The following is a 22475-nucleotide window of genomic DNA, read 5'->3' as shown; positions in this document are numbered from 1 at the left end:
CGTCAGCCGGGCTTTGCCACCCTAATAGCCGCCATGGCTGGCACATGTTGCGGGCATGCCACAGTCGCAGCCTCATCGCCCATACATAGGGGCGATCAACGACCCACCGAGCGGGATCTTCATGATGCTGATACAGACCGAACACAACCAGGTTTGCTGGTTCGCCGAAGGGGCCTTTCGCGACCCCACTTCCCAGTTATTCGAACCGGCCTGGTGGCAGAACAACCGTCAGGTGGTGGGAACCTCCATCGGTCGCGGTGTGACCTGGTTCGTCAAGGATGAGTCCCGCCATCTGGTGCTGCGCCACTACTATCGTGGCGGCATGGTGGGCAAGGTGGTGCGGGATCGCTTCTGGTTCGAAGGGGTCGAATCGAGCCGCGCCATGGCGGAATACACCCTGCTGGCCAAGTTGTGCGAACTGGGGTTGCCGGTGCCGCGTCCGTTTGGTGCGCGGATGGCCAAACAGGGCCCATTTTATCGCGCCGACATCCTGATCGAGCGTATTCGCGGTGCCAAGGACATGGTCGCCCTGCTCAAGCAGGGGCCGGTTGCTAGCGAGGTGTGGCACAAGATTGGCCAGACGGTGCGCCAGCTGCACGATGCCGGGGTTTACCACGCCGATCTCAACAGCCACAACCTGCTGCTCGATAAGGATGAGAAGGTGTGGGTGATCGACTTCGACAAGGGGGCGATCCGCTCCCCCGGTGAGTGGCAGAAGGGCAATCTGGAGCGGCTGTTGCGCTCCTTCAACAAGGAGTCTCAACTGCACACCAGTTTTCACTTCGTACCGGACAACTGGCAGACCCTGATGGAGGGTTATCACGGAAAAGCGAGCTGACCCTGTTGCTCGCCGCCATGGCCAATGTTACTTATGAATCAGCTCTTCAGATTCGGTTTCGAGGTGCCCCATGGAAATGCTCAAGACACCTTTGGTGGATGTCACCGCCCGGCTTGATCCGGGTCTGCTGTTCGATGCCATGGCGCTGCTGGAGGCGGGGATCTGGACCTGGTCTCCGCAACAGGGATTGCGCCGCGACCCCTCCTGCCTGCGCCTGCTGGGGCTTGGCGATAGCTGGCCGGATGATCTCGGCTGGCTGGAGCGGGTGCATCCCGATGACGTTGCCCGGCTGGCAGATGCCCTGAGCTTCTGCCAGAGCGGCCGCAGCAGCGGTCTGCGCCTCGAATATCGCATTCTTCACCACCACGGCCACTACATCCGGCTGGAAGAGCGGATCCGCCGTGACGAGCGGGGCCATCTGCTTGGCGTGGTGCGCCATCTCGATCCCGCCGTCGTGCTGGTGGAAGAGCGGCACGGTACCGATCCGCTGACCGGGCTGGAGAGTCGCAGCCGCTTCGAGCAACTGCTGGAGGAGAGGCTGTTGGCCGAGGGGGGAAGTTTCAGTCTGCTGCAATTTTCGGTCGATCACATGGCCAAGATCCGCCAGCTCTTTGGCGAGGCTGCCTGTGACGCCATGCTGGCCAAGCTGGCGCGTATCGTGCGTCACGAGTTGCGCCGCGAAGATCCCTTCGCCCGCTGGGATGAGGATGGCTTTATTCTGATGCTCTCCCGCACCGAGCGGATGAAGGGGCTGGAGATTGCCGAACGGCTGCGCCTCGAGATTGCCGACGCCAGCCTGCTGCCACAGCGGCCGGTGACCGTCAGTATCGGGCTGGTACAGAGCCAGCCCGGCGAGCAGCTTGACCATCTGCTGGCCCGTCTGGCCACCTGCCACGGTCAGGCCAGACGGGAGCGCAACGCCGTCGTCGGCTAGTTGCCACTCAGGATGAAGTGACCTTGCGATGCTGGCACACCTTGAGGGATGCCAGCATCAGCACGCCGCCGATGGCCAGCCGGGTCAAATCGGTATCCTTGCCCCAGATCAGCAGATTGACCAGCAGGCCGGCCGGAATGAGCGCATTGTTCATGATGGCGAGCACCCCGCTGCTGACCAGCGTTGCCCCCTTGTTCCACAGGAAGTAGCCCAGCCCCGAAGCGCCCACCCCGAGCCAGAGCAGAATGCCCCACTGCAGCCCGCTGGTCGGATACTGGGGCTTGCCCAGCAACCACCAGGCGGGCAGGGCGATCACCAGTGCTCCCAGATAGAAGCAGCCGAAAATCGCCAGCTGTGGCGGTTGCTCAGCCTCCCTCGCCAGCAGTACCTTGTAGCCCACCTGACCCATGGCAAAGCAGAGGTTGGCTCCCTGCACCACCAGAAAGCCCAGCGCATAGCTCTCGGTCAGCCCGTCAAAGCGGATCACGGCTGCACCGGCGACGGCCAGCAGGGCTCCCCATAGGTAGGCGAGGTTGAAACGCCGCTCAAGCAGGTCGTGGAGCAGGGTGACGTAGATGGGGGTGAAGATGGTAAAGACCAGTACTTCCGGCACTGTCAGCAGCAGGAAGGAGTGGTAGTAGAAGAGATACATGATGCCGAGCTGGATGGCGCCCAGCGCCATCAGTTTGCCTGCCAGAGCGGGGCGCAGCCAGCGGCGACGCAGGAAGGGTAGAAACACCAGACTGGCGAGAGCGATGCGGGTCAGCACCGAAAAGTAGGCATCCACCTGACCGGCGAGGTAGACCCCGATCAGGCTGAAGGAGAATGACCAGAGCAGGGTGACCCCTATCAAGTAGTTCATGTGGTTGATTTGTCGTCAGTTGTCAATTTTTGAGGGGGCTATGATGGCCGAGATGGAAGCGGCAATCCAGCGTTTATGGGCACGATTGCCACAGGTCGGAGCATTTGGCTTCACCGCCAGCAATGGCGAGGGGTCGGCGACCGACTGGAATGGTCGCGGCGAGGGGGTTGTGGCGGTGGCCGATCATCAGGGTGGCTGGCTCTTCAGCGAGCAGGGGCGCTACACCACTCCCCATGGTCGGGTGCTCACCATGCACAACCGTTTCTGGTGGCAACGTAGCGAGCGGGGGATCCGCCTTTCTCACCTGCGTTATGAGGCGCCGGTCGAACTGTTCGAACTGCTGCCGCAAGGGGATGGCCGCTGGCTGACCGCTGAGCCCCATCTGTGCGGGGCGGATCACTACCGCGCCGAGCTGACCGAGATTGACGGCGGTTTTCTGCTGAGCTGGCAAATCACCGGCCCGCGCAAGAACGAGCGGATCGACTACCTCTATCGGATGTGAGTGGCGGCAAGCGGGCATAAAAAAACCGGCGCAGAGCGCCGGTAGCGGGGGACAAATCGGAGGTTTTTTAAAACAGTCCCAAAAAACAGGAGAGATGAACTCTCTTCACACACTCAGAAAAGCGATTCAGGCACTCAGGGCATAGCTCAGCATGGCTTGCAGCTTGCTATCGAAGAACCAGGGCAGCAGTACCATCAACAGCCCCAGCATGCCCGCCAGTCGCTGGCGATACTGCCAGCCGGCAATCAGGACCAGACCGCCGCACAGGGTGGTCAAGATGCCTGACATAGGGTTGCCTCACGCTGTACACGACGCTGCTGGGCCCACTGGTTCATGGCGACCGAGCCGAGGATCAGAGCCAGTGCCACGCCGGTGGTGGGGTGGATCTGTTCGCCGAGGAACAGGGCGCCCAGCATCACGCCGAACAGCGGCACCAGATAGTTGCTGAAGGAGGCGAATGTCGGGCCGGCCTTCTGGATCAGCGCCATGTAGAGGAAGTAGACCAGACCGGTACAGAGGGTACCCAGCACGGTAATCGCGCTCAGGGCCTGGCTGCTCGGCAGGGTCAGGCCGCTCAGGTCAACCATGAAGGGGGCGACCAGCAGCAACTGGGTTGCCGAGGAGATCAGGATATTGCGGGCGACCACGACCGGATGGTCCTTGGCGAAGCGCTTGATCATCAGCAGACCGATGGCGAAGCAGCTGGCACCCAGCAGGATGGCCATGGCACCGAGCAGACCGGCGTTCATGCCCTGGGAGAGTTTCGGCCAGAACAGGGTGAGCACACCGGCAAAGCCGATGATCACGGAGAGCAGACCGGTTTTGGTGATTCTTTCACCAGAAATAAACAGCGGTGCAGCCAGAATGGTCACAAACGGGATACAACCCATGACCACGGCAGCGATGGCGCTATCCACATACTGTTGGCCCCAGGCGACCATGATGAAGGGGATGGTGGCATCCAGCAGGGCGATCAGCATGTAGGTACGCCACGGGGTGTTTTCACTCTTGAGGCGCATGAACAGGCAGAGCAGACCCAGGGTAAGGCTGCCGCACAGGGCACGACCCGCAGCCACCAGAATGGGGGGCAGCTCGGCAACGGCCTGGTGCATGAAAATGAACTGGGAACCCCACAGCAGGCCGATGGCCAGCAATAACAGATAGCTACGCATTTTAATCTCCGATGTATTAAGCCTGCGCATTCTAGGTAATCTGTTACTATGGTAAAAATGAATTGTCGGCATTCAACTATGGCTAATATCGATGGATAGCTCTCTCTCCCGCCTCGACCTCAACCTGCTCGCCGTATTCGACATGCTGATGCAGGAGCGCAACGTCACCCGCGCCGCCGAGCGGCTGCATCTCTCCCAATCCACCGTCAGTCATGCGCTGGGTCGGTTGCGGATCGCGCTGGATGACCCTCTCTTCGTGATGAGCCGACGGGAGATGATGCCGACCGAGCGGGCCAAGGCGTTGGCCGGTCCGGTGCGGCAGGCACTGGCGATGCTGGAGCAGGGGTTGCGGCAGGCCAAGGGATTCGAACCTGCCAGCGCGCGGCGGATCTTCCGCATCGCCACCCCGGGTTCGGTAGAGCACGGGCTGGTGCCACTGCTGGTGGATCGCTTGTTCCGCGCAGCGCCCCACTGCCGGCTGGAGGTGTGCGAGCTGGCCGACAGCGACTACGAGCGGGAGCTGGAGAAGGGTGAGCTGGATCTGGTGATCGGTTTTGCCGGTGCCAACCACCTCTCGCCCCGTCTCTGGCGTGAGGAGTGGTTCAGCAATCCGCTGGTCTGCCTGTCGCCCCTTGGCAGCGAGCTGCCCGATCTGTTGACTCCGGTCGAGCTGGTCAGCCGCCCCCATATCCACACCTCCAGCTGGGGTCACAGTCAGGCGATGGTTGAGCTCTGGCTGGCCCGCTTCGGGGTGGAGCGGGAGCTGGGGGTCCGGTTACCGAGCTTTATGGCGGTGCCGCCGCTGATGGCGACCGGCCGCTATCTGGTGGTGGTGCCCGAGATGATCGGGCGCCACTTCTGCCGCTACTACCCGCTGCGGATGCATCAGCTGGATCCGGAGATCCCCATCGTCTATCTGATGGCGGGCCACCCGCTCACCGCCCATGACGAGGCGATCAGCTGGTTCAAGAGCCTGCTGCATCAGCTGGTGTACGACCTCTACGGCGCCGATGCGCTCGGTACGCCGACTCAGCGGATGCTGGCGAAGTAGTCGAGCCCCATAGCGCTTTTCACCTCCGCCAAAACCTCATCGGTGAGGATGCGGGCCTGCTCGGTGCCCTGATAGAGCAGCTCCAGCAGCATCTTCTTGTCGGCGATGGCCGCGGCCCGGCGCTCCCGCATCGGGGCAAGCAGGGTCTGCAGGCAGTCGTTCAGCACCTGTTTGCAGCGCATATCGCCCAACCCGCCGCGCCGGTAGTGCGCCTTCATCTCGGCGACCAGCTCCTTGTCCGGATGGAAGGCATCGAGATAGGCGAACACCGTATTTCCCTCCACCTGACCCGGATCGCTCACCTTGAGGTGGTTGGGGTCGGTATACATGGCGAACACCGCCTGTTTGACCTCTTCCGCCGACATGCCGAGCTCTATGGTGTTGCCGAGGGATTTGGACATCTTGGCCTTGCCGTCGATGCCGGGCAGGCGGCCGGTGTCGCTCAGGATCGGCTGGCACTCGGTCAGCACCTCTTTGCCTACCAGTGAGTTGAAGCGGCGGACGATCTCGTTGGTCTGCTCCAGCATCGGCAGCTGATCCTCCCCGACCGGCACATGGCTGGCGCGAAAGGCGGTAATGTCGGCGGCCTGACTCACCGGATAGACCAGAAAACCGGCTGGCAGCGTGCGTTCGAACCCTTTTTGCTGGATCTCTGCCTTGACGGTGGGGTTGCGCTCCAGCCGGGCGACGCTGACCAGATTGAGGTAGTAGCAGGTGAGTTCGGCGAGGGCGGGCAGGGCGCTCTGCAGGCAGAAGGTGGTCTTGGCCGGGTCGAGGCCGACCGCCAGATAGTCGGCCATCACCTCCAGCACGTTGTCGGTCACCTTGGCCGGGTTGTGGCCGTTGTCGGTCAGCGCCTGCAGATCGGCGATCATCACGAATTGACGGTAATGGTGCTGGGCTTCGACGCGCTGGCGCAGGGAACCGACATAGTGGCCGATGTGCAGTTTGCCGGTGGGACGATCGCCAGTCAGGATAACGGGGTTGTGCATGTCACTCTCTCCAGTTGGGTGAGCCGGGAGGCGACAAAGGGATAAAAACAGTTGACCGCCTCTCGGCGGTCACGGTGTTTTCTTTGGGAAATTTACAATAGAAACGCGGTGCCGCCTGTTTAAGAGCAGCACCACCAGTAGTTGTGATTGAATGAGGTCATATTCATGGCAAATCACACTACGCCTGTTTGATCACTTCTGCAAGGGAACGACCAGCAGATCGCACGGCACGGTATTCATCAGCTGGCGCGCACTCGAGGTGAGCAGGCTCCAGAAGCTCTGGCGATGGCCGCATACCAGCAGATCGATCTCGTACTCCTTGACCGCCTGATTGACCCGCTCGCTCAGATCGCCGCAGATGACCAGCTTCTTCTCGATGGGGTAGTCCACCGAGGCGAGGAAGGCCTCCAGCTTCTCTTTCGCTTCGGCGATCACCTGATCCTGCACGTTGTCGATGTCGATATCGATCATCTCGGTGTAGAGATCCTTGAGGTCCACATCGACATGGATAACCGACAGCTTGGCGCCGTTGGAACGGGCTCTGTCCACCGCCTTGTCGATCACCTTGCGGTTATCCTCCGACAAGTCGATCGCAGCCAGAATGTGCTTGTAATAGGTTGTACCACTCATGGGATGTCTCCTTACCGATCCTTCACTCACTATACCAATCTCTGCTGAAACTAAAATGGTGCCTTGGGCACAGTTTAGGGATTTGAACGAGTTTAATTTCCAGCTGACGGTTGCAATTGACTCAATTAATAATCACTTTTTGCTCGTAAATTAAACAGGAGTTTGAGCCAGGTCACACCCACTCTATTGCCCGCAGCCATTGAGAGGCATAGGATGTGCCCGTGCTTCGCAATGAACACAAAACAACAAAAAGCATCTGAATACCGCTTTGGGGAGCCACGTGCTCCCTTTTGTTTTTCTGCCTCATTTCCTGCTGCTTTTCTTGCCGTTTTCTTACTGATAGAGATCCGGCATCAAGTTAATCTCCCGCGACTTGGTTATGCTGTAGCCAGTTTCTTTGGAGGTCTTCTCATGATCATTCATCCCCAGATTCAAGGTTGTGTTGCCCGCAACTGTCACCCCATCGGCTGCCGCGCCGCCGTGCAACAGCAGATCGAACGGATCAAGGCCGCTTGCCCGTTCAGCGGGCCCAAGCGGGTGCTGGTGCTGGGGGCCTCCTCCGGTTTCGGGCTGGCGTCGCGCATTGCGCTCGCCTTCGGTGCGGGTGCCGACACCATCGGCATCTCGTTCGAGCGTGGCCCCTCCGACAAGGGGCTGGGCAGTGCCGGTTGGTACAACAACATCTGGTTTCGCAAGGAGGCGGAGCAGGAGGGGCGTATCGCCATCAACCTGATCGGCGATGCCTTCTCCGACGGCATGCGCCAGCAGGCTATCGACACCATCCGCCAGCAGCTGGGGCAGGTGGATCTGGTGATCTATTCGCTGGCGAGCGGCATCCGGGTGCTGCCCGATGGTACACAGGTGCGTTCGGTGCTCAAGACTACCGGCCAGCCGTTCAGCGGCTGGGGGCTGGATCTGGAGCGCGATACGCTGGTGCAGCAGTCACTGGCGCCCGCCACCCCGGAGGAGATCCGCGATACCGTTACCGTGATGGGCGGCGAGGATTGGCTGCTCTGGATGCAGGCGTTGCAGCAGGCGGATTGTCTGGCCCCTGGCGCGCAAACCGTGGCCTACTCCTACATTGGCCCGGAATCCACCTATCCCCTCTATCGGGACGGCACCATCGGTTATGCCAAGGAGCATCTGCACGCCACCGCCGAGACCATCAACCTGCAGCTGGCCGAGATCGGTGGCCACGCCTGGGTATCGGTCTGCAAGGCGCTGGTGACCAAGGCGAGCGCCTATATTCCGGTGCTGCCGGTTTATCTCGGCCTGCTGATGGGGGTGATGAAGGAGCGCGGTGTACACGAAGGTTGTATCGAGCAGATGCAGCGGCTGTTCGCCGCCAAGATGTACGGGCCCAATGGGGTGGTGGCTGATGGCAACCGGTTGATCCGGATGGATGACCACGAGCTCGACCCGGCCATTCAGGCCGCCGTTTCGGCGCTCTGGCCCAAGGTGACGCCGGACAATTTCCACGGGCTGGGGGATTTTGCCGGGTTGCGGCAGGATTTCATGCAGCTCAACGGCTTCGAGTTGCCGGGCGTCGATTACGGTGCGCCGGTGGATGTCGCCTCCCTTGGCGAGCTGACACCCTGAGTTGGCAGGAACGGGATCCCCCTCTCTCTGGCGGGTTGATTCATGGCCGGAGTGTGGCGACAATCGATACCAAATCACTGAGGAGAAACAAGATGTTGGCCAAAGCCATGATCGAGAAGTTGAACGAGCAGATTAACCTGGAGTTCTACTCCTCCAATCTCTATCTGCAGATGAGCGCCTGGTGTGAAGACAAGGGTTTCGAGGGGGCTGCCACCTTCCTGCGCCAGCACGCCGTCGAGGAGCGCCAGCATATGGAGCGCCTGTTCACCTATGTGAGCGAGACCGGTGCCATGCCCAAGCTGGGTGCCATCGATGCCCCTCCCCACGAGTTCAAGTCGCTGGGCGACGTGTTCCGTACCACCCTGGAGCACGAGTACCACATCACCAAGTGCATCAATGGTCTGGCCCACGTAGCCTTCACTACTCAGGACTACTCCACCTTCAACTTCCTGCAGTGGTATGTGGCCGAGCAGCATGAAGAGGAGAAGCTGTTCAAGAGCATCGTCGACCGTCTCGGTCTGGTGGGTGAAGATGGCAAGGGCCTCTACTTCATCGACAAGGAGCTGGCCGAACTGGCCAAGGGCGCTCCGGCCAGCATCATGGACAGCAACGCCTGATAGTCGTGGACACTTAGTGTTCAGCCAGTACAATAACGGCCCTTTTAAGGGCCGTTGTTTATTCTGGTTGGCAGCCACTATGGTTGTGTTCCGCCAGAGGCAATCACGGTTCTGGCCAGGTGCCGTTTCTATTTTGATAAGTGAGTGATGATGAAGCAGGTCGATGTGGTGGTGATCGGGGCCGGTGCGGCCGGATTGATGTGTGCGGCGCAGGCAGGCTATCGGGGCCGCTCGGTGCTGGTGCTCGACAACGCCAAGAAGCCGGGCCGCAAGATCCTCATCAGTGGCGGTGGTCGCTGCAACTTCACCAACCATCAGGCTGGCGCTCACGCCTACCTGTCGGAGAATCCCCACTTCAGCAAGTCGGCACTGGCTCGCTACACCCAGCAGGATTTCATCGATCTGGTGGATCGCCACGGGGTCAACTATCACGAGCGCACCTTGGGGCAGCTGTTCTGTCTCGAGAGCGCCAAGGAGATCGTCGATGCGCTGCTTACCGAGTGCGACTGGGCCGGGGTGACCCTGCAGTTCCAGACCGAGATCCTCACCGTCAGCAAGCAGGACGAGGGCTTCGTGCTGACGACCAGCAAGGGGGAGATCGGCTGTCACTCGCTGGTCATCGCCACCGGTGGTCTCTCCATGCCCAAGCTGGGGGCGACCCCATACGGCTTCAAGCTGGCGGAGCAGTTTGGCCTCAAGGTCATTCCGACCCGCGCCGGTCTGGTGCCCTTTACCCTCCATCAGGCGGAGAAAGAGGCCTTTGCCGATCTGGCGGGTATCAGCCTGCCGGTAGCGGTGACCGCCGAGGATGGCACCCGCTTCAAGGAGGCGATGCTGTTCACCCATCGCGGCCTCTCCGGCCCCGTTATCCTGCAGGTCTCCTCCTACTGGCACGCCGGCGAGAAGATCCACATCAACCTGCTGCCGGAGCTGGATATTCCGGCTGCCTTGCGCGAATGGGCACAGGCGCATCCGGCACAGGAGCTGAAAACCGTGCTGGGGCGCGAGCTGCCCAAGCGCTTCGTCGACAAGCTGGTGGAGCTGGGCCAGCTGGTCAGTAAGCCGATGCGCCAGTATAACGAGCGGGAACTTGAGGCGATCGCCAACCTGCTGGGTGACTGGCAGATCCTGCCCAACGGCACCGAGGGGTATCGCACCGCAGAAGTGACCCTGGGTGGCGTCGATACCAACGAGCTCTCCTCCAAGACCATGGAGGCGCGCAAGGTGCCCGGCCTCTACTTCATCGGCGAAGTGGTCGATGTGACCGGCTGGCTTGGTGGCTACAACTTCCAGTGGGCCTGGTCCTCCGGCTGGGTAGCTGGCCAATATTGTTGATGTCGCTGGGGCTGGTTTATCCGGCCCCGGTTTTTGGTGATGGTTGCGGGTTGAACGAGTGACAACGAGGGGGTCTGGATGCTTGAAAATCAGATGATGCTGCTGGCGGTGTTCGAACGGGCGGCGCTGATGCTGATGACCCTCTTCTTCCTGACCCGCACCCGGCCGTTCCAGCGGCTGTTCCAGAAACAGGATCACACCCCGGCGGAGCGGGTGCTGGTCGCCACCATCTTCTGTCTGTTTGCGGTGTTCAGTACCTACACCGGCATTCCGGTGGAGGGGGCGCTGGTCAACGTGCGGATCATCGCCATTATCTCCGGCGGCATTCTGTTTGGCCCCTGGGTCGGCATTCCGGCCGGGGTTATCTCCGGTCTGCACCGCTATCTCATCGACATGGATGGCCACACCTCGATCCCGTGTCTCATCGCCAGCATCATCGCCGGCCTGCTCGCTACCTGGCTGCACCTGCGCTGCCGCAAGTCGCGGCTCTGGCTCTACGGTATTCTGGCGGGAATGCTGTGTGAAGGGCTCACCATGCTGCTGATCTGGCTGCTGACCGAGCCGCACGAGGTGGGCGTCGAGATCGTCAGCCATATCGCTTACCCGATGATTGCCGGGGCGCTTTGCATCGGTCTCATCATCAAGCTGGTGCAGGATCTGGATGACGAGAAGGAGCTGATTGCCGCCAAGCAGGCCAAGCTGGCGCTCGATATCGCCAACAAGACGCTGCCCTTCTTCCAGAACATCGACCGCCACTCCCTGAGCCAGGTCTGCGCCATCATTCGCAGCGAGATCAGTGCCGACGCGGTGGCCATCACCGACACCCGCGACGTGCTGGCCTATGTGGGGGTGGGCAAGGATTACTACGAGCTGGAGGAGCACCACGCTATCAGCGGCATGACCCAGCAGGCGGTGCTGCTCGACCAGATCATCATCAACAACGATCTGCGCCAGTACCATCTGGCCGACTTCCACTCGGTCATCATTATTCCGCTGCGGGAGAACGGCGCCGTCAGCGGCACCCTCAAGATCTACTACCGCCGCACCCACAGCATCACCAGCTCGCTGCGGGAGATGGCGGTCGGCCTCTCCCAGCTCATCTCCACCCAGATGGAGGTGTCGCGCATCGAGCAGTTGAAAGAGATGACCCGTAAGGCGGAGTTCACCGCCCTGCAGAGCAAGATCAATCCGCACTTCCTGTTCAATGCCCTCAACGCCATCTCGTCGCTGATCCGCATCCGGCCCCAGCAGGCGCGCCAGCTCATTGCCAATCTGGCGGATTACCTGCGCTACAACCTCAACAAGGGTGACACCCTCATCGACATCAAGGAGGAGTTGCAGCAGGTGCGCGACTACGTGGCCATCGAGCAGGCCCGCTTTGGCGACAAGCTGGAGGTGGTGTTCGATGTGGATGACGTGCATATCGAGGTACCGAGCCTGCTGTTGCAGCCGCTGGTGGAAAACGCCATCCTGCACGGCATCCAGCCCCGCAGCGCGCCGGGTCGGGTCACCATCGAGGTGAAGCAGCTGGCGGGCGGCATCCGGGTATCGGTACGAGACACAGGTTACGGCATCAGTCAGGAGGTGATCGACGGGGTCGCCGCCGGTCGGGTGGAGAGCCGCAGCATCGGCCTGATGAACGTGCATCAGCGGGTCAAGCTGCTCTATGGTGACGGCCTGCACCTCAAACGGCTGGAACCGGGTACCGAAGTGAGTTTCTATCTGCCGGATCAGGAGTCGATGCCATGCTGAGTGCCATCATGGCTGAGGATAAGTGTGTGCCGCGAGAGGTGTTGTCATGCTGAAAGCGATCATTGTGGAAGACGAATGTTTGATTCGTGAGGAGCTTGCCTCTCCTGTGCTTCTTCAGGGGGCAATGTCATGTTGAAAGCGATCATAGTGGAAGACGAGTATCTGGCCCGCGAGGAGCTCATCTATCTGGTGAATCAGCACAGCCAGATCGATATAGTGGCGAGCTTTGAGGATGGGCTGGAGGCATTCAAATACCTGCAGGATCACGAGGTGGACGTGGTGTTTCTGGATATCCAGATCCCCTCCATCGACGGCCTGCTGCTGGCCAAGAACCTGCACAAGTCGAGTCACCCGCCCCACATCGTTTTCGTCACCGCCTACAAGGAGTTTGCGGTGGAAGCGTTCGAGCTGGAGGCGTTCGACTACATCCTCAAACCCTACAACGAGCCGCGCCTCATCAGCCTGCTGCAAAAGCTGGAGCAGGCGGGCAAGTCGCAGGCGGGGCAGGGGAGCGAGCCGGGGGCAGCGCAGAATCGCACCGTCAATCTGGTGAAGGGGGAGCGCATCATCGTCACCCCCTGCGAGCAGATCTACTACGCGGAAGCCGACGAGAAGCTTACCTATGTCTACACCCGCGATGACCGCTACGTGATGACCATGACCATCAGCGAGTTTGTCAGCCGGCTGCCTGCCGAGGGGTTCTTCCGTTGCCACCGCTCCTACTGCGTCAACATCAACAAGATCCGCGAAATAGTCCCCTGGTTTAACAGCACCTATCTCATCCGGCTCCATGATCTGCCGTTCGAGGTGCCAGTCAGTCGCAGCAACATCAAGGCGTTCCGTCAGCTGATGCGGCTCTGATTGTCATTCATTCCCGCCGATCTGCATTTCATGCCTTAATCGATCGGCGCGAACTGCGTCTTGCCTATAGTGGCCTCAATTTCCTTAAGGCCATCGACCGAGACGCATCATGACCAAAGAGATGAATCGCACCCGGTACCTGACACTGATCGGTACCATCATCACCCAGTTCGCACTGGGTTCTGTCTACACCTGGAGCCTGTTCAACGCTCAGCTCTCCGACAAGCTGGACGAGCCGGTGAGTCAGGTCGCTTTCGCCTTCGGCCTGCTCAGCCTCTCGCTGGCGGTCGCCTCCTCCATGGCGGGCAAGCTGCAGGAGCGATTCGGGGTGCGCAACGTGACCTTGGGCGCCGGTGTGCTGCTTGGCATCGGCTTCTTCCTCACCGCCCACGCCAGCAATCTGGCGATGCTCTACCTCTGCGCGGGCATTCTGGTCGGTTTTGCCGACGGTACCGGTTACCTGATGACCCTCTCCAACTGCGTGAAGTGGTTCCCGGAGCGCAAGGGGCTCATCTCCGCCTGTTCCATCGGTGCCTATGGCCTCGGCAGTCTCGGTTTCAAATACATCAACCTGCTGCTGCTCTCCAGCTCCGGCCTTGAGACCACCTTCCAGCTGTGGGGCTTGATTGCGATGTCCATGGTGCTGGTGGGCGGCATGCTGATGAAGGATGCGCCCAAGCAGGCCGCCTCCGTGCAGCAGAGCGAGAGCCGTGACTTCACTCTGGCGGAGGCGATGCGCAAGCCGCAGTACTGGATGCTGGCGCTGATGTTCCTCACCGCCTGCATGAGCGGCCTCTATGTCATCGGCGTGGCCAAGGATATCGGCGAGAAGATGGTGGGTCTGCCTGCTGTCGTCGCTGCCAATGCCGTCGCCATCATCGCCATGGCCAACCTGGGTGGCCGTCTGGTGCTGGGTATCCTCTCCGACAAGATGTCCCGCATTCGGGTCATCACCATCGCCCAGCTGATTACCCTGGCGGGCATGGCGCTGCTGCTGTTCGTGCCGCTCAATGCCAATCTGTTCTTCGTGGCGGTTGCCTGTGTGGCCTTCAGCTTCGGTGGCACCATCACCGTCTACCCCTCGCTGGTGAGCGACTTCTTCGGTCTCAACAACCTGACCAAGAACTACGGTGTCATCTATCTGGGCTTTGGTCTGGGCAGCATCATCGGCTCCATCGTAGCCTCCCTGTTTGGCGGCTTTATGGCGACCTTCCACCTGATCCTGGTGTTGCTGGTGGTGGCGCTGGTGCTCTCCCTCACTATCCGTCTGCCGGCCCCCGTGGCGCTGACCACCGAACGGGCCTGATAAGGCTCCCTGCCACAGCAAGCAAAAATAGAGACCCGGGCCATGCCCGGGTCTTTGCATTTCCGATGATCGATTAGCGTGGCGCTAGCCCCAGCAGCTGGCGGGCCTTGCGGCAGGTATCCTCCACCATTGGCCAGTCGTCACCGGTTACTGTGATATGGCCCATCTTGCGGCCGTGGCGGGGTTCGCTCTTGCCGTAGAGGTGCAGCTGCAGGCCGGGCAGCGCCAGCAGGGTGGCCCAGTCGGGCGTGCCGTTTTGCCAGAGATCCCCCAGCAGGTTGATTAACAGGGCGGGGCGCATGGCGATCTGCTCCGGCAGCGGCAGATCGCACAGGGCCCGCACCTGCAACTCGAACTGGCTGCATGCGGCGTTGTCGAGGCTGGGGTGGCCCGAGTTGTGGGGACGGGGCGCCAGCTCGTTGACCAGCAATCGACCTTCCACCAGAAAGAACTCCACCGTCAGCACCCCGACATAATCGAGGGCGGCGATGATGTGTTCGGCGATCCCTTTGGCTTCGCTCTCGAGCACCGGCACCTTGGCTGGGGAGCGGGTCTGATCGAGAATGCCGCCGCTGTGCCAGTTCTGCACCAGCGGCAGGGTGCTGATGGCGCCGCTCGGGCTACGGGCCAGAGTCAGGGCAAACTCACCCTCCAGCGCCAGCCGTTTTTCCAGCACGCAGGGCACACCACTGGCTGTCAGTGCCGTCGCCAGCTCATCCAGATTGTTCACTTGCCACTGCCCCTTGCCGTCGTACCCCTCGCGGGCCGTCTTGAGAATGGCGGGCAAGAGTTCGCTGGCCTGTGCGGGGATAGGCTCTTCCGGCAGTAGCGCCAGATAGGGGGCGACCGGGATGTTGGCTCCGCGCAGAAAGGCTTTCTCCTCGCGGCGATCCTGACAGACCTGCACCGCGCTGGCGGCCGGGCGTACCGGCTTTTGTTTTTCGAGCAGCGCGAGGGTGGCGGCGGGCACGTTCTCGAACTCGCAGCTGATGGCCTCGCAGTGGCTGGCCAGCTCGTGCAGGGCGGTCTGGTCGTCATAGGTGGCGACAATATGGTGATCGGCTGCGGCACCGGCGATGCTGGCCGGGTCGGGATCCAGCACCACCACCTTGTAGCCGAGGCGGTGGGCGGCCATCACGAAGTAGCGGCCAAGCTGGCCGCCCCCCAGCATGCCGAGGGTGGCGGGTGGCAGGATCATGTCGGTTCCTCCAGTTGCAGTGCCAGCACCCGATCTCGCTCGTGGGTGCGGAAGTCGTCGAGCTGCTGCCGGTAGCGGGGGGCGTCGCCGTCTTGTGCAACGGAGAGCAGAGAGACCGCAAACAGTGCGGCGTTGGCAGCCCCCGCCTCGCCGATGGCGAAGGTGGCGACCGGTACCCCTTTGGGCATCTGCACGATGGAGAGCAGGGAGTCCATCCCCTTGAGATGTCGGGAGGGAATGGGCACCCCCAGCACCGGCAGCGTGGTCTTGGCGGCGACCATACCCGGCAGGTGAGCGGCGCCACCGGCTCCGGCGATGATGGCGCGCAGGCCGCGCTCGCGGGCAGTGGCAGCATACTCGAACAGCAGATCCGGGGTGCGATGGGCCGAGACCACCTGCGCCTCGTAGGGCACGCCGTGCTCCTTGAGGATGCGGGCGGCAGCCTGCAGCACTGGCCAGTCGGAGTCGGAGCCCATTACCAGGCCGATCAGGGGAGGGGTGTTCATTTTCTCTGAATCCTTGTTGTTAAACGTTTGCTTTTGGTGAGCAAAAAGAGCCGGCAAGCCGGCTCAGAATTTCTCGGGTCGCACGATTTCGACCGGTTGCAGAAAGGCGATCATGGCGTAATCGGGGTAGTAGCGACTCTGCAGGTGGGCCAGCAGCCGCTCCGCCTGCTCCCGGCTGCAGATCGCCTCCAGCCGGATGTTGCCGCTCTCGCTCCAGCTGGCGTTGCGCTCGCCATGATCCCCCCTGCCGCGGGCATCTGTGATGGTGTAGCCGCGCAGCCCCTCGCGGGTGAGGGTGCGCAGCAGGGTCGGCTCCAGATTGGCTTCCGTGATGACGGTCAGCAGGGTGCGGGTCTCGGTCTGCATGTGGCTACTCCGTGAAGTGGCGGGCCCAGCTGTGGTAGAGCGGGATCCCCAGCATGATGTTGAACGGGAAGGTGACCCCCAGCACGGCGCTGAGAGAGAGCCCCGGGTTGGCCTGGGGCACGGCGATGCGCATGGTGGCCGGCACGGCAATATAGGAGGCGCTGGCCGCCAGGGTGGCCAGCAGGGTCAGGCCGCCGAGGGAGAGCCCCATCAGCTGGCCAGCAGCCAATCCCAGTCCCGCCGAGGCGAGCGGCATCAACAGGGCGAAGCCGAGCAGGAACAGACCATGGCGGCGCAGATCCTGACACTGGCGAGCGACGATGAGACCCATCTCCAGCAGGAACAGCGCCAGCGCACCCTTGAACAGGTCGACAAACAGCGGTTTGAGCGGGGCAATCCCGTCCGGCCCGGCCAGATAGCCGATGGCCATGCCGCCCAGCAGCAGGGTTACCCCTTTGCCGAGGAAGGTCTCGTGCGCCAGCATGCGCCAGCGGGTCTCGCGACTGATGCCGCGGGCGAGCACTATGCCCACCAGAATGGCCGGGATCTCCATCACCGCGAGAAAGATGGATAGCTGGGATTCAAAGCTGATGCCCCGCTCGGTAAGCCAGTTCACCCCGACCGCAAAGGTGGCGACGCTGACCGAGCCATAGTGGGCGGCAGTGGCGGCGGCATCGACCCGGTTCATCTTGAGGCGCAGTACGGCAAAGCCGAGCAGGGTCTGCACCACGCCGAGCAGGATCACCAGCGCCAGTTGCGGTAGCAGGGGCTGCAAGGATTGCTGGGCCAGCCCGACGCCGCCCTTGAGGCCGATGGCCAGCAGCAAAAAGAGGGAGAGGGTGTCGTAGAGGGCGGGTGGCAGCTTGAGCTCGGAGCGCACCAGACCGGCCAGCAGACCAAACAGAAAGAAGAGAACAACGACGTCCAGCATGATGGCTCGCAGGGCAGTTCAGATAATGGTTGCATGCTAGAGCCCGCAATGTTTCGATAAAATCAGATTCTCGCTGATGGTTGTTCGATAAAAACTGATAGGGAACGGCATGCTCAACTACAAACAGCTCTACTACTTCTGGCATGTGGCGCGCTGCGGCAGCGTGACGCAGGCCGCCGAACAGCTGCATCTCACGCCGCAGACCATCAGCGGTCAGGTCGCCGAGCTGGAGCAGTCCCTCGGGGTAGCGCTGTTCAACCGGGTGGGGCGACGTCTGGTGCTGACTGCTGCGGGACGGCAGGCACAGGAGCAGGCGGGGGCTATTTTCTCGCTTGGCGCCGAACTGGAGCACACCCTGCGCCACGCCAGTCAGGAGCTGACCATGCAGGTGGGGATCGCCGATTCGGTACCCCGTACTCTGGCGTTCGAGCTGCTGGCTCCCGCCATGGCGCTGGCGACGCCGCTGCGGTTGGTGTGCCACGAAGAGCGGGCCGAGCAGCTGTTCAGCGAGCTGGCTCGCCACAGGCTCGACATGGTGCTGATCGATCGTCCGCTCCCTCCCGACAGCGGCGTGCGCGGCTATAACCACGAGCTGGGGCGCAGCCCGCTGGCGCTGTTTGCCAGCCCCGATCTGGCGGCGCGGGCGCGGGACGGCTTTCCCGCCTCGCTGGAGGGGTTGCCGTTGCTTATTCCCGGAGAGAAGTCTGCCACCCACGATCGGCTGCTGGAGTGGTATCGCCAGCAGGGCATTCATCCCCATCTGGTGGGGCAGTTTGATGACTCCACCCTGATGAAGTCGTTCGGCAAGGCGGGGATGGGGATCTTCCCGGCGCCGCTGGCGATGGCCGACGAGATTGGCCGCCTCTACGGAGTGGAACGGATTGCGACTCTGGCCGACGTTACCCTCTCTTACTATCTGGTCTCGGCAGGGCGCCATCTCTCTCATCCCGGGGTGCAGGCGGTGATGGAGGGGGCCCAACAGCGGCTGGCGGTGCTAGCTGGCAATAAATAGAAATCTGGATGGCTATACATCCAGCTTTGCTCTGCCTATAATCCTCCCGCTTTGGCGCATCATGCTTAATAGGGAATCCGGTGAGAATCCGGAGCTGGCGCGCAGCGGTAAGGGGGAACGAAGCGACATCAGGGCACTGCCGTCAGGCGGGAAGCCGTCGCCGTAGGCTATCAGCCCCCGAGCCCGAAGACCTGCCAGAGTTCGTATTTCGGGCCGAGAGAAACCGGCCACGAAGTAGATACTTACGCGAACTTAAGGATCTCTCATGTCGAAGAAATTTCTGGCGGCTGCCCTGTTGCCGACGGCGGCGTTTGCCCAAACCACCATCCCCATCAATCCAACTCTGGTCATTACGGCCAACCGCGTGGAACAACCGGTCAGCTCGGTGCTGGCGCCCGTTGTGGTGATCGATCGCGCCGAGATCGAATCTCGTCAGGTTCAGAGTTTGCCCGAACTGCTGAAAACCCTGCCTGGTGTGCAGATAGCGACACTGGGAGGCCGGGGTCACATCAGCAGCCTGTTTATCCGTGGAACCAACTCCAACCACTCGCTGGTTTTGATGAATGGTCGTCCGATTGCCGCCATGGTGGCGGGTACGCCTGATCTCAGCCAAATCCCGCTCGGCAATATCGAGCGCATCGAGTATATCCGTGGCCCACGCGCGGCTGTGTATGGCTCCGATGCCATTGGCGGCGTTATCAACCTCATCACCAAAACATCCGCCAAGAATGGCAGCGAGACACACCTGAAGGGCGGTGCTGGCAGCAATGGTTATGGCCAAGGCGAGCTCAAAACGGTTCAGTCATTGGGTCAAAAAACCGATATGAACATGCTGATCGGCTACGAGCGTACCGATGGTTTTGATGTCGTAGCCAATACCAAACAGCCGGATCGGGATGGTTTTGCTAGCCGTAATGGCCAAATTGGTTTGAACCACGCTTTTAATGATGCTTGGAGTGCGGACTTCAATGCTCAGGGCTATGACAATCTCACCGACACAGATGGCAGCACGGACCAGAGTCGGGTACAGGCTTTCCAATATGATGGTGGTCTCAAGTTCCAGGGTAAGGATCTGATCAGTCGACTTGAAGCCAGTTACGGTGAGAACAAGCTGAAGACTTGGCAGGAGGCTAAAGGAGAGGCTAGCGGTGAGCCTATTCATACAGGTTTAACCCGCTTCTCCTGGATTAACAGTTGGAGCGGCATCGAAGGGATGAATCTGACCGGTGGCGCAGATTGGCAGCGTGAGGAGATGAAATCAGACTCCCGCAGCTATGGCAAAACCTTCAGCGCACCTGATCGCGACAATACCGGTCTGTTTGCCGTGGGGAGCTACCGTTGGCAGGCGCTGCTGTGGGAGCTGTCAGGTCGTACCGATGACAACCAGCAATATGGCCGTCACAACACCTGGTCTGCGGCCAGCGGGCTGGATATCGATGAAAACCATAATGTCCGGCTGAGCTACGGTACTGGCTTCAAAGCGCCCACCTTCAACCAGCTCTATTATCCAGGGTCTGAGAATCCGACACTCAAGCCGGAAGAGAGCAAAAATCTGGAGCTGGGTCTGTCAGGCCGCTATTCGGCCTGGGACTGGTCTGTAAATCTGTATCGCAACCGCATCGATAATCTGATTTATTGCCTGACCAGCATGAGCTACACCTGCAATCCCAAAAATACCACGGCGGATATCAAAGGGGTGGAAACGGAAATCGGTATCGATACCGGGCCCGTGCATCATCGTTTGAGTTACGACTACACCAGAGCCAAAGACAAGGGTAATCAGGATTTGCAGTTGCTGCGCAGAGCCGAGCATAAGGGTAGCTGGATCGCAGATACCCGATTCGATGCCACGACACTGACGACTGAGCTGCTCTATGTCGGCAAGCGCTATGACAATAACTGGGCGACAAACCAACGGGTAGAGCTCGGTGCGTATACGTTGTTAAACCTGGCCGCCAGTTACGAGGTGACTCAGCAATTTACCTTGGGGGGGCGTATAGATAACTTGTTCGATCGTGATTACGCCCCTGCCTATGGTTATGCCTCACCGGGTACCGAGTTCAAAGTGACTGCCGATTATCGCTTCTGATGCTTTATTCGGTTCATCTTTGAAAAACCGAGGCCCTGCCATTGGCAGGGCCTTTTCTATTGGCGGCAGGCGGGAGTATGATCGCCGCCTTGCACCAAAGGGGGAGGTCAAGTGGCCAATATTCTCGTGTTTGACTCCGGTATGGGTGGCCTGACCATCTACCGCGAGATCCGTCGCGTTCTGCCGGCACACAACTATTTCTACTGCTTCGACAACGCCAACTTCCCCTATGGTGAATTGAGTGAGCCCGCCCTGATTGCTGCCTGTTCCCGCTTGGTTACTACCATGGTGGCCCGTCATCAGATCGAGCTGGTGGTGATTGCCTGCAACACGGCCAGCACCATAGCGCTGCCGGCCCTGCGCGAGGCTCTGGATATTCCCGTGGTGGGGGTGGTGCCTGCCATCAAGCCCGCCGCCGCGCAGACTCGCAACGGTTGTATTGGCCTGTTGGCCACGCCGGGTACCGTCAGCCGCGACTATACCCACGAACTGATCGCCCAGTTTGCCCCCGGCAAGCGGGTGCTGCTCAAGGGCACCACCGAGCTGGTAATAGAAGCGGAGCACAAGCTTGCGGGCCTGCCGGTCAATATGGCGCTGCTGCGTGAAGTGCTGGCTGACTGGCTGGAGGGGGAAGAGCAGCCGGATACGCTGGTGCTCGGTTGTACCCACTTCCCTCTACTCAATGAAGAGATTGGGCAGCTGATGCCGCAATGTCAGCTGATCGACTCGGGCAGTGCAGTTGCCAAACGGGTGGCCTGGTTGCTGAGCAATGGCGGGCACGCCGCCGTGCAGCCTGTACATATAGAAGAGGTGATTGCCAGGGCTTACTGCACCCGGCTGGATGGGGAGGCCCAAAAACTGACAGCCCCCTTGCAAGCATGGGGGCTGTCATCACTGGAAGAGGTGGGGTTCTGACGGGGGATCAAGCCTCGACTTCACCACCCTCCTTCTCCTCTTTGTCTCGCTTGTCGTTCGCTTCGCGTACCTTGAGGGTTCGCTGCTGATACTCTTTGTCATTCAATGCGGCAATCGCTTTGGCAGCATCGGCAGCAGGCATCTCGACGAAACCAAATCCTCTGCGCTTGCCGGTTGCCTTGTCCTTCATCAGGCGTACGGAAATTACCTGGCCCTGTTCGGCAAACAATTCGCGCACGGCAATCTCGTTGGCGCGATATGGCAGGTTGCCTACATATAAGGTGCAAGTCTCCTGATTGGCGATCGCTTCGGCTGCATTAGCCGGGGTTCTTTTCAGGAGCAGCGGTACCACAAAACCGCCAATCGCCAGACCTGCTGCAAAAATGACTTCCGCTTTCAAAGAGAATTGCAGGGCCTGGGCAACCAGGTAGCCAACCACTGCCAATACCAGAGCAAGGATTGCGGCCTGCATATAGACGGGAAACTTGGATAAATTCATCTTAAAAGACCTTTTGTAAATGAAAGCAAAAAAGGTGCAACACTGTATTCACCTCCATGGTAACCAGCTTTCCTGATTGGCGCTACCATGGTCCACTCGGAAGAGGTTATCGGCTCCAGTATGGCACTCCCAAAGGCTCTGGCGGCGATATAAATGGCGCTAAAAGGGGAGTGAAACAGCTGGATTGTGGATAACCTTGTATATATACACTGAATAAGCTGTTTCTAATTGAATAATTTGAAATTTTCGTGATTTTCTTCAAAAAACTATTGTCATCGCGGCGCGGCTCCCTATAATGCGCCCCTACCAGCACGGCGGAACACGCCAACCTGATAAGCCAGCTTCCTAGCGAAGCAGGCGCCGAAAGAAAAGCGAAAACAAGCGCTTGACTTTCGAAGTGAGAAGCGTAATATGCGCCTCCTCAACGCGATAAGCGTGACGCTCTTTAACAATTTGAATCAAGCAATCTGTGTGGGCACTCACAGCATCGAGCATCAAAAACAATTTT

General features: G+C 60.5%; 23 protein-coding genes and 1 riboswitch. Of the genes, 13 read left to right on the top strand and 10 right to left on the bottom strand.

The window, feature by feature from the left end; translation table 11 throughout:
• The first annotated feature begins 124 nt into the window (after positions 1-124).
• Both NOM67_RS19925 and NOM67_RS19920 read left to right on the top strand, forming a co-directional pair.
• The gene (locus NOM67_RS19925; protein WP_042031136.1) at positions 125-838 is read left to right on the top strand and encodes a 3-deoxy-D-manno-octulosonic acid kinase; all 714 of its coding nucleotides are present in this window, start codon (positions 125-127) and stop codon (positions 836-838) included.
• A gap of 70 nt (positions 839-908) precedes the next feature.
• Positions 909-1772, top strand: a complete 864-nt coding sequence (locus tag NOM67_RS19920) for a sensor domain-containing diguanylate cyclase (protein ID WP_255939610.1) — start codon at positions 909-911, stop codon at positions 1770-1772.
• Between the two features lie 7 nt (positions 1773-1779).
• On the opposite strand, the gene NOM67_RS19915 is transcribed toward NOM67_RS19920, so the two are convergent.
• Positions 1780-2634, bottom strand: a complete 855-nt coding sequence (locus NOM67_RS19915; RefSeq protein ID WP_041210831.1) for a carboxylate/amino acid/amine transporter — start codon at positions 2632-2634, stop codon at positions 1780-1782.
• A 40-nt stretch (positions 2635-2674) separates the two neighbouring features.
• Between NOM67_RS19915 and NOM67_RS19910 the strand changes: the two genes are divergently transcribed.
• Positions 2675-3136 carry a DUF6314 family protein gene (locus NOM67_RS19910; protein WP_255939609.1) on the top strand — a complete coding sequence of 154 codons (462 nt, stop codon included), beginning with the start codon at positions 2675-2677 and terminating at the stop codon, positions 3134-3136.
• 126 nt (positions 3137-3262) lie between these two features.
• Here the strand turns inward: NOM67_RS19910 and NOM67_RS19905 are convergent, their stop codons facing one another.
• Both NOM67_RS19905 and NOM67_RS19900 read right to left on the bottom strand, forming a co-directional pair.
• Positions 3263-3424: a hypothetical protein gene (locus NOM67_RS19905; protein ID WP_104016764.1), complete on the bottom strand. Its 162-nt coding sequence runs from the start codon at positions 3422-3424 to the stop codon at positions 3263-3265.
• A complete protein-coding gene (locus tag NOM67_RS19900; protein WP_043820771.1) occupies positions 3409-4308 on the bottom strand; it encodes a DMT family transporter in 900 nt (299 codons plus the stop codon). The genes NOM67_RS19905 and NOM67_RS19900 overlap by 16 nt, the downstream gene beginning before the upstream one ends.
• Positions 4309-4399: 91 nt before the next feature.
• Here NOM67_RS19900 and NOM67_RS19895 point away from each other — a divergent pair, with 91 nt between their 5' ends.
• Positions 4400-5359 (top strand): LysR family transcriptional regulator, encoded by a 960-nt coding sequence (locus NOM67_RS19895; protein ID WP_033115285.1) that lies wholly within the window; start codon positions 4400-4402, stop codon positions 5357-5359.
• Here the strand turns inward: NOM67_RS19895 and trpS are convergent.
• Both trpS and NOM67_RS19885 read right to left on the bottom strand, forming a co-directional pair.
• Positions 5338-6351 carry a tryptophan--tRNA ligase gene (gene trpS / locus NOM67_RS19890; protein ID WP_255939608.1) on the bottom strand — a complete coding sequence of 338 codons (1014 nt, stop codon included), beginning with the start codon at positions 6349-6351 and terminating at the stop codon, positions 5338-5340. The two genes, NOM67_RS19895 and trpS, sit on opposite strands and share 22 nt — an antisense overlap.
• Positions 6352-6543: 192 nt before the next feature.
• Positions 6544-6981 (bottom strand): universal stress protein, encoded by a 438-nt coding sequence (locus tag NOM67_RS19885; RefSeq protein WP_005339229.1) that lies wholly within the window; start codon positions 6979-6981, stop codon positions 6544-6546.
• A 411-nt stretch (positions 6982-7392) separates the two neighbouring features.
• On the opposite strand from NOM67_RS19885, the gene fabV reads away from it, so the two are divergent.
• The 6 genes from fabV to NOM67_RS19855 all read left to right on the top strand — a co-directional run bounded on the left by fabV (position 7393) and on the right by NOM67_RS19855 (position 14451).
• Positions 7393-8580, top strand: a complete 1188-nt coding sequence (fabV, locus tag NOM67_RS19880; RefSeq protein WP_255939607.1) for an enoyl-ACP reductase FabV — start codon at positions 7393-7395, stop codon at positions 8578-8580.
• Positions 8581-8672: 92 nt separating this feature from the next.
• The gene (gene ftnA, locus NOM67_RS19875; protein WP_041210835.1) at positions 8673-9197 is read left to right on the top strand and encodes a non-heme ferritin; all 525 of its coding nucleotides are present in this window, start codon (positions 8673-8675) and stop codon (positions 9195-9197) included.
• A 150-nt stretch (positions 9198-9347) separates the two neighbouring features.
• On the top strand, positions 9348-10532 hold the full coding sequence (locus NOM67_RS19870; protein WP_255939605.1) for an NAD(P)/FAD-dependent oxidoreductase: 1185 nt from the start codon (positions 9348-9350) through the stop codon (positions 10530-10532).
• Positions 10533-10610: 78 nt separating this feature from the next.
• The gene (locus NOM67_RS19865) at positions 10611-12284 is read left to right on the top strand and encodes a sensor histidine kinase (protein ID WP_041210837.1); all 1674 of its coding nucleotides are present in this window, start codon (positions 10611-10613) and stop codon (positions 12282-12284) included.
• A 129-nt stretch (positions 12285-12413) separates the two neighbouring features.
• Positions 12414-13145 (top strand): LytTR family DNA-binding domain-containing protein, encoded by a 732-nt coding sequence (locus NOM67_RS19860; RefSeq protein ID WP_255939602.1) that lies wholly within the window; start codon positions 12414-12416, stop codon positions 13143-13145.
• 109 nt (positions 13146-13254) lie between these two features.
• Entirely contained in the window at positions 13255-14451 is a 1197-nt protein-coding gene (locus tag NOM67_RS19855; protein WP_019446255.1) for an MFS transporter, read from the top strand.
• A 73-nt stretch (positions 14452-14524) separates the two neighbouring features.
• Here the strand turns inward: NOM67_RS19855 and NOM67_RS19850 are convergent, their stop codons facing one another.
• The 4 genes from NOM67_RS19850 to NOM67_RS19835 all read right to left on the bottom strand — a co-directional run bounded on the left by NOM67_RS19850 (position 14525) and on the right by NOM67_RS19835 (position 17452).
• Positions 14525-15649, bottom strand: coding sequence for a 5-(carboxyamino)imidazole ribonucleotide synthase (locus NOM67_RS19850; RefSeq protein ID WP_255939599.1), 1125 nt, complete (start codon positions 15647-15649; stop codon positions 14525-14527).
• A complete protein-coding gene (gene purE, locus NOM67_RS19845; RefSeq protein ID WP_139394789.1) occupies positions 15646-16155 on the bottom strand; it encodes a 5-(carboxyamino)imidazole ribonucleotide mutase in 510 nt (169 codons plus the stop codon). Before purE ends, NOM67_RS19850 begins: the two co-directional genes overlap by 4 nt.
• Positions 16156-16218: 63 nt before the next feature.
• Complete coding sequence (locus NOM67_RS19840) at positions 16219-16521, bottom strand: hypothetical protein (protein ID WP_005321666.1); 303 nt, start codon at positions 16519-16521, stop codon at positions 16219-16221.
• A gap of 4 nt (positions 16522-16525) precedes the next feature.
• Positions 16526-17452, bottom strand: a complete 927-nt coding sequence (locus NOM67_RS19835; protein ID WP_005342109.1) for a sodium-dependent bicarbonate transport family permease — start codon at positions 17450-17452, stop codon at positions 16526-16528.
• A gap of 109 nt (positions 17453-17561) precedes the next feature.
• On the opposite strand from NOM67_RS19835, the gene NOM67_RS19830 reads away from it, so the two are divergent.
• The 3 genes from NOM67_RS19830 (at position 17562) to murI (ending at position 21468) form a co-directional block, all read left to right on the top strand.
• A complete protein-coding gene (locus tag NOM67_RS19830) occupies positions 17562-18464 on the top strand; it encodes a LysR family transcriptional regulator (protein WP_255939596.1) in 903 nt (300 codons plus the stop codon).
• Between the two features lie 35 nt (positions 18465-18499).
• Positions 18500-18678, top strand: a riboswitch (cobalamin riboswitch).
• Positions 18679-18729: 51 nt separating this feature from the next.
• Positions 18730-20553, top strand: a complete 1824-nt coding sequence (locus NOM67_RS19825) for a TonB-dependent receptor domain-containing protein (protein ID WP_255939594.1) — start codon at positions 18730-18732, stop codon at positions 20551-20553.
• 111 nt (positions 20554-20664) lie between these two features.
• Entirely contained in the window at positions 20665-21468 is an 804-nt protein-coding gene (murI, locus tag NOM67_RS19820; protein ID WP_255939592.1) for a glutamate racemase, read from the top strand.
• 7 nt (positions 21469-21475) lie between these two features.
• On the opposite strand, the gene NOM67_RS19815 is transcribed toward murI, so the two are convergent.
• Positions 21476-21967, bottom strand: coding sequence for an RNA-binding protein (locus tag NOM67_RS19815; protein WP_041210845.1), 492 nt, complete (start codon positions 21965-21967; stop codon positions 21476-21478).
• Between the last annotated feature and the right edge of the window lie 508 nt (positions 21968-22475).

Origin of the sequence: Aeromonas sp. SG16 (genome assembly GCF_024436135.1) — a bacterium.
Classification (GTDB): Bacteria; Pseudomonadota; Gammaproteobacteria; order Enterobacterales; family Aeromonadaceae; genus Aeromonas; species Aeromonas jandaei.
This window is presented reverse-complemented; position numbering and strand designations above follow the sequence as displayed.

What these genes read in the sequence shown, in the direction of transcription:
- NOM67_RS19830 (WP_255939596.1), top strand. Translation starts at nt 17,562, where the DNA reads ATGCTCAACTACAAACAGCTCTACTACTTCTGGCATGTGGCGCGCTGC.
- NOM67_RS19870 (WP_255939605.1), top strand. Translation starts at nt 9,348, where the DNA reads ATGAAGCAGGTCGATGTGGTGGTGATCGGGGCCGGTGCGGCCGGATTG.
- NOM67_RS19920 (WP_255939610.1), top strand. Translation starts at nt 909, where the DNA reads ATGGAAATGCTCAAGACACCTTTGGTGGATGTCACCGCCCGGCTTGAT.
- purE (WP_139394789.1), bottom strand. Translation starts at nt 16,155, where the DNA reads ATGAACACCCCTCCCCTGATCGGCCTGGTAATGGGCTCCGACTCCGAC.
- NOM67_RS19840 (WP_005321666.1), bottom strand. Translation starts at nt 16,521, where the DNA reads ATGCAGACCGAGACCCGCACCCTGCTGACCGTCATCACGGAAGCCAAT.
- fabV (WP_255939607.1), top strand. Translation starts at nt 7,393, where the DNA reads ATGATCATTCATCCCCAGATTCAAGGTTGTGTTGCCCGCAACTGTCAC.
- NOM67_RS19900 (WP_043820771.1), bottom strand. Translation starts at nt 4,308, where the DNA reads ATGCGTAGCTATCTGTTATTGCTGGCCATCGGCCTGCTGTGGGGTTCC.
- NOM67_RS19850 (WP_255939599.1), bottom strand. Translation starts at nt 15,649, where the DNA reads ATGATCCTGCCACCCGCCACCCTCGGCATGCTGGGGGGCGGCCAGCTT.
- NOM67_RS19925 (WP_042031136.1), top strand. Translation starts at nt 125, where the DNA reads ATGCTGATACAGACCGAACACAACCAGGTTTGCTGGTTCGCCGAAGGG.
- NOM67_RS19910 (WP_255939609.1), top strand. Translation starts at nt 2,675, where the DNA reads ATGATGGCCGAGATGGAAGCGGCAATCCAGCGTTTATGGGCACGATTG.
- NOM67_RS19835 (WP_005342109.1), bottom strand. Translation starts at nt 17,452, where the DNA reads ATGCTGGACGTCGTTGTTCTCTTCTTTCTGTTTGGTCTGCTGGCCGGT.
- NOM67_RS19885 (WP_005339229.1), bottom strand. Translation starts at nt 6,981, where the DNA reads ATGAGTGGTACAACCTATTACAAGCACATTCTGGCTGCGATCGACTTG.
- NOM67_RS19895 (WP_033115285.1), top strand. Translation starts at nt 4,400, where the DNA reads ATGGATAGCTCTCTCTCCCGCCTCGACCTCAACCTGCTCGCCGTATTC.
- NOM67_RS19865 (WP_041210837.1), top strand. Translation starts at nt 10,611, where the DNA reads ATGCTTGAAAATCAGATGATGCTGCTGGCGGTGTTCGAACGGGCGGCG.
- NOM67_RS19855 (WP_019446255.1), top strand. Translation starts at nt 13,255, where the DNA reads ATGACCAAAGAGATGAATCGCACCCGGTACCTGACACTGATCGGTACC.
- NOM67_RS19825 (WP_255939594.1), top strand. Translation starts at nt 18,730, where the DNA reads ATGTCGAAGAAATTTCTGGCGGCTGCCCTGTTGCCGACGGCGGCGTTT.
- NOM67_RS19915 (WP_041210831.1), bottom strand. Translation starts at nt 2,634, where the DNA reads ATGAACTACTTGATAGGGGTCACCCTGCTCTGGTCATTCTCCTTCAGC.
- trpS (WP_255939608.1), bottom strand. Translation starts at nt 6,351, where the DNA reads ATGCACAACCCCGTTATCCTGACTGGCGATCGTCCCACCGGCAAACTG.
- NOM67_RS19905 (WP_104016764.1), bottom strand. Translation starts at nt 3,424, where the DNA reads ATGTCAGGCATCTTGACCACCCTGTGCGGCGGTCTGGTCCTGATTGCC.
- NOM67_RS19815 (WP_041210845.1), bottom strand. Translation starts at nt 21,967, where the DNA reads ATGAATTTATCCAAGTTTCCCGTCTATATGCAGGCCGCAATCCTTGCT.
- NOM67_RS19860 (WP_255939602.1), top strand. Translation starts at nt 12,414, where the DNA reads ATGTTGAAAGCGATCATAGTGGAAGACGAGTATCTGGCCCGCGAGGAG.
- ftnA (WP_041210835.1), top strand. Translation starts at nt 8,673, where the DNA reads ATGTTGGCCAAAGCCATGATCGAGAAGTTGAACGAGCAGATTAACCTG.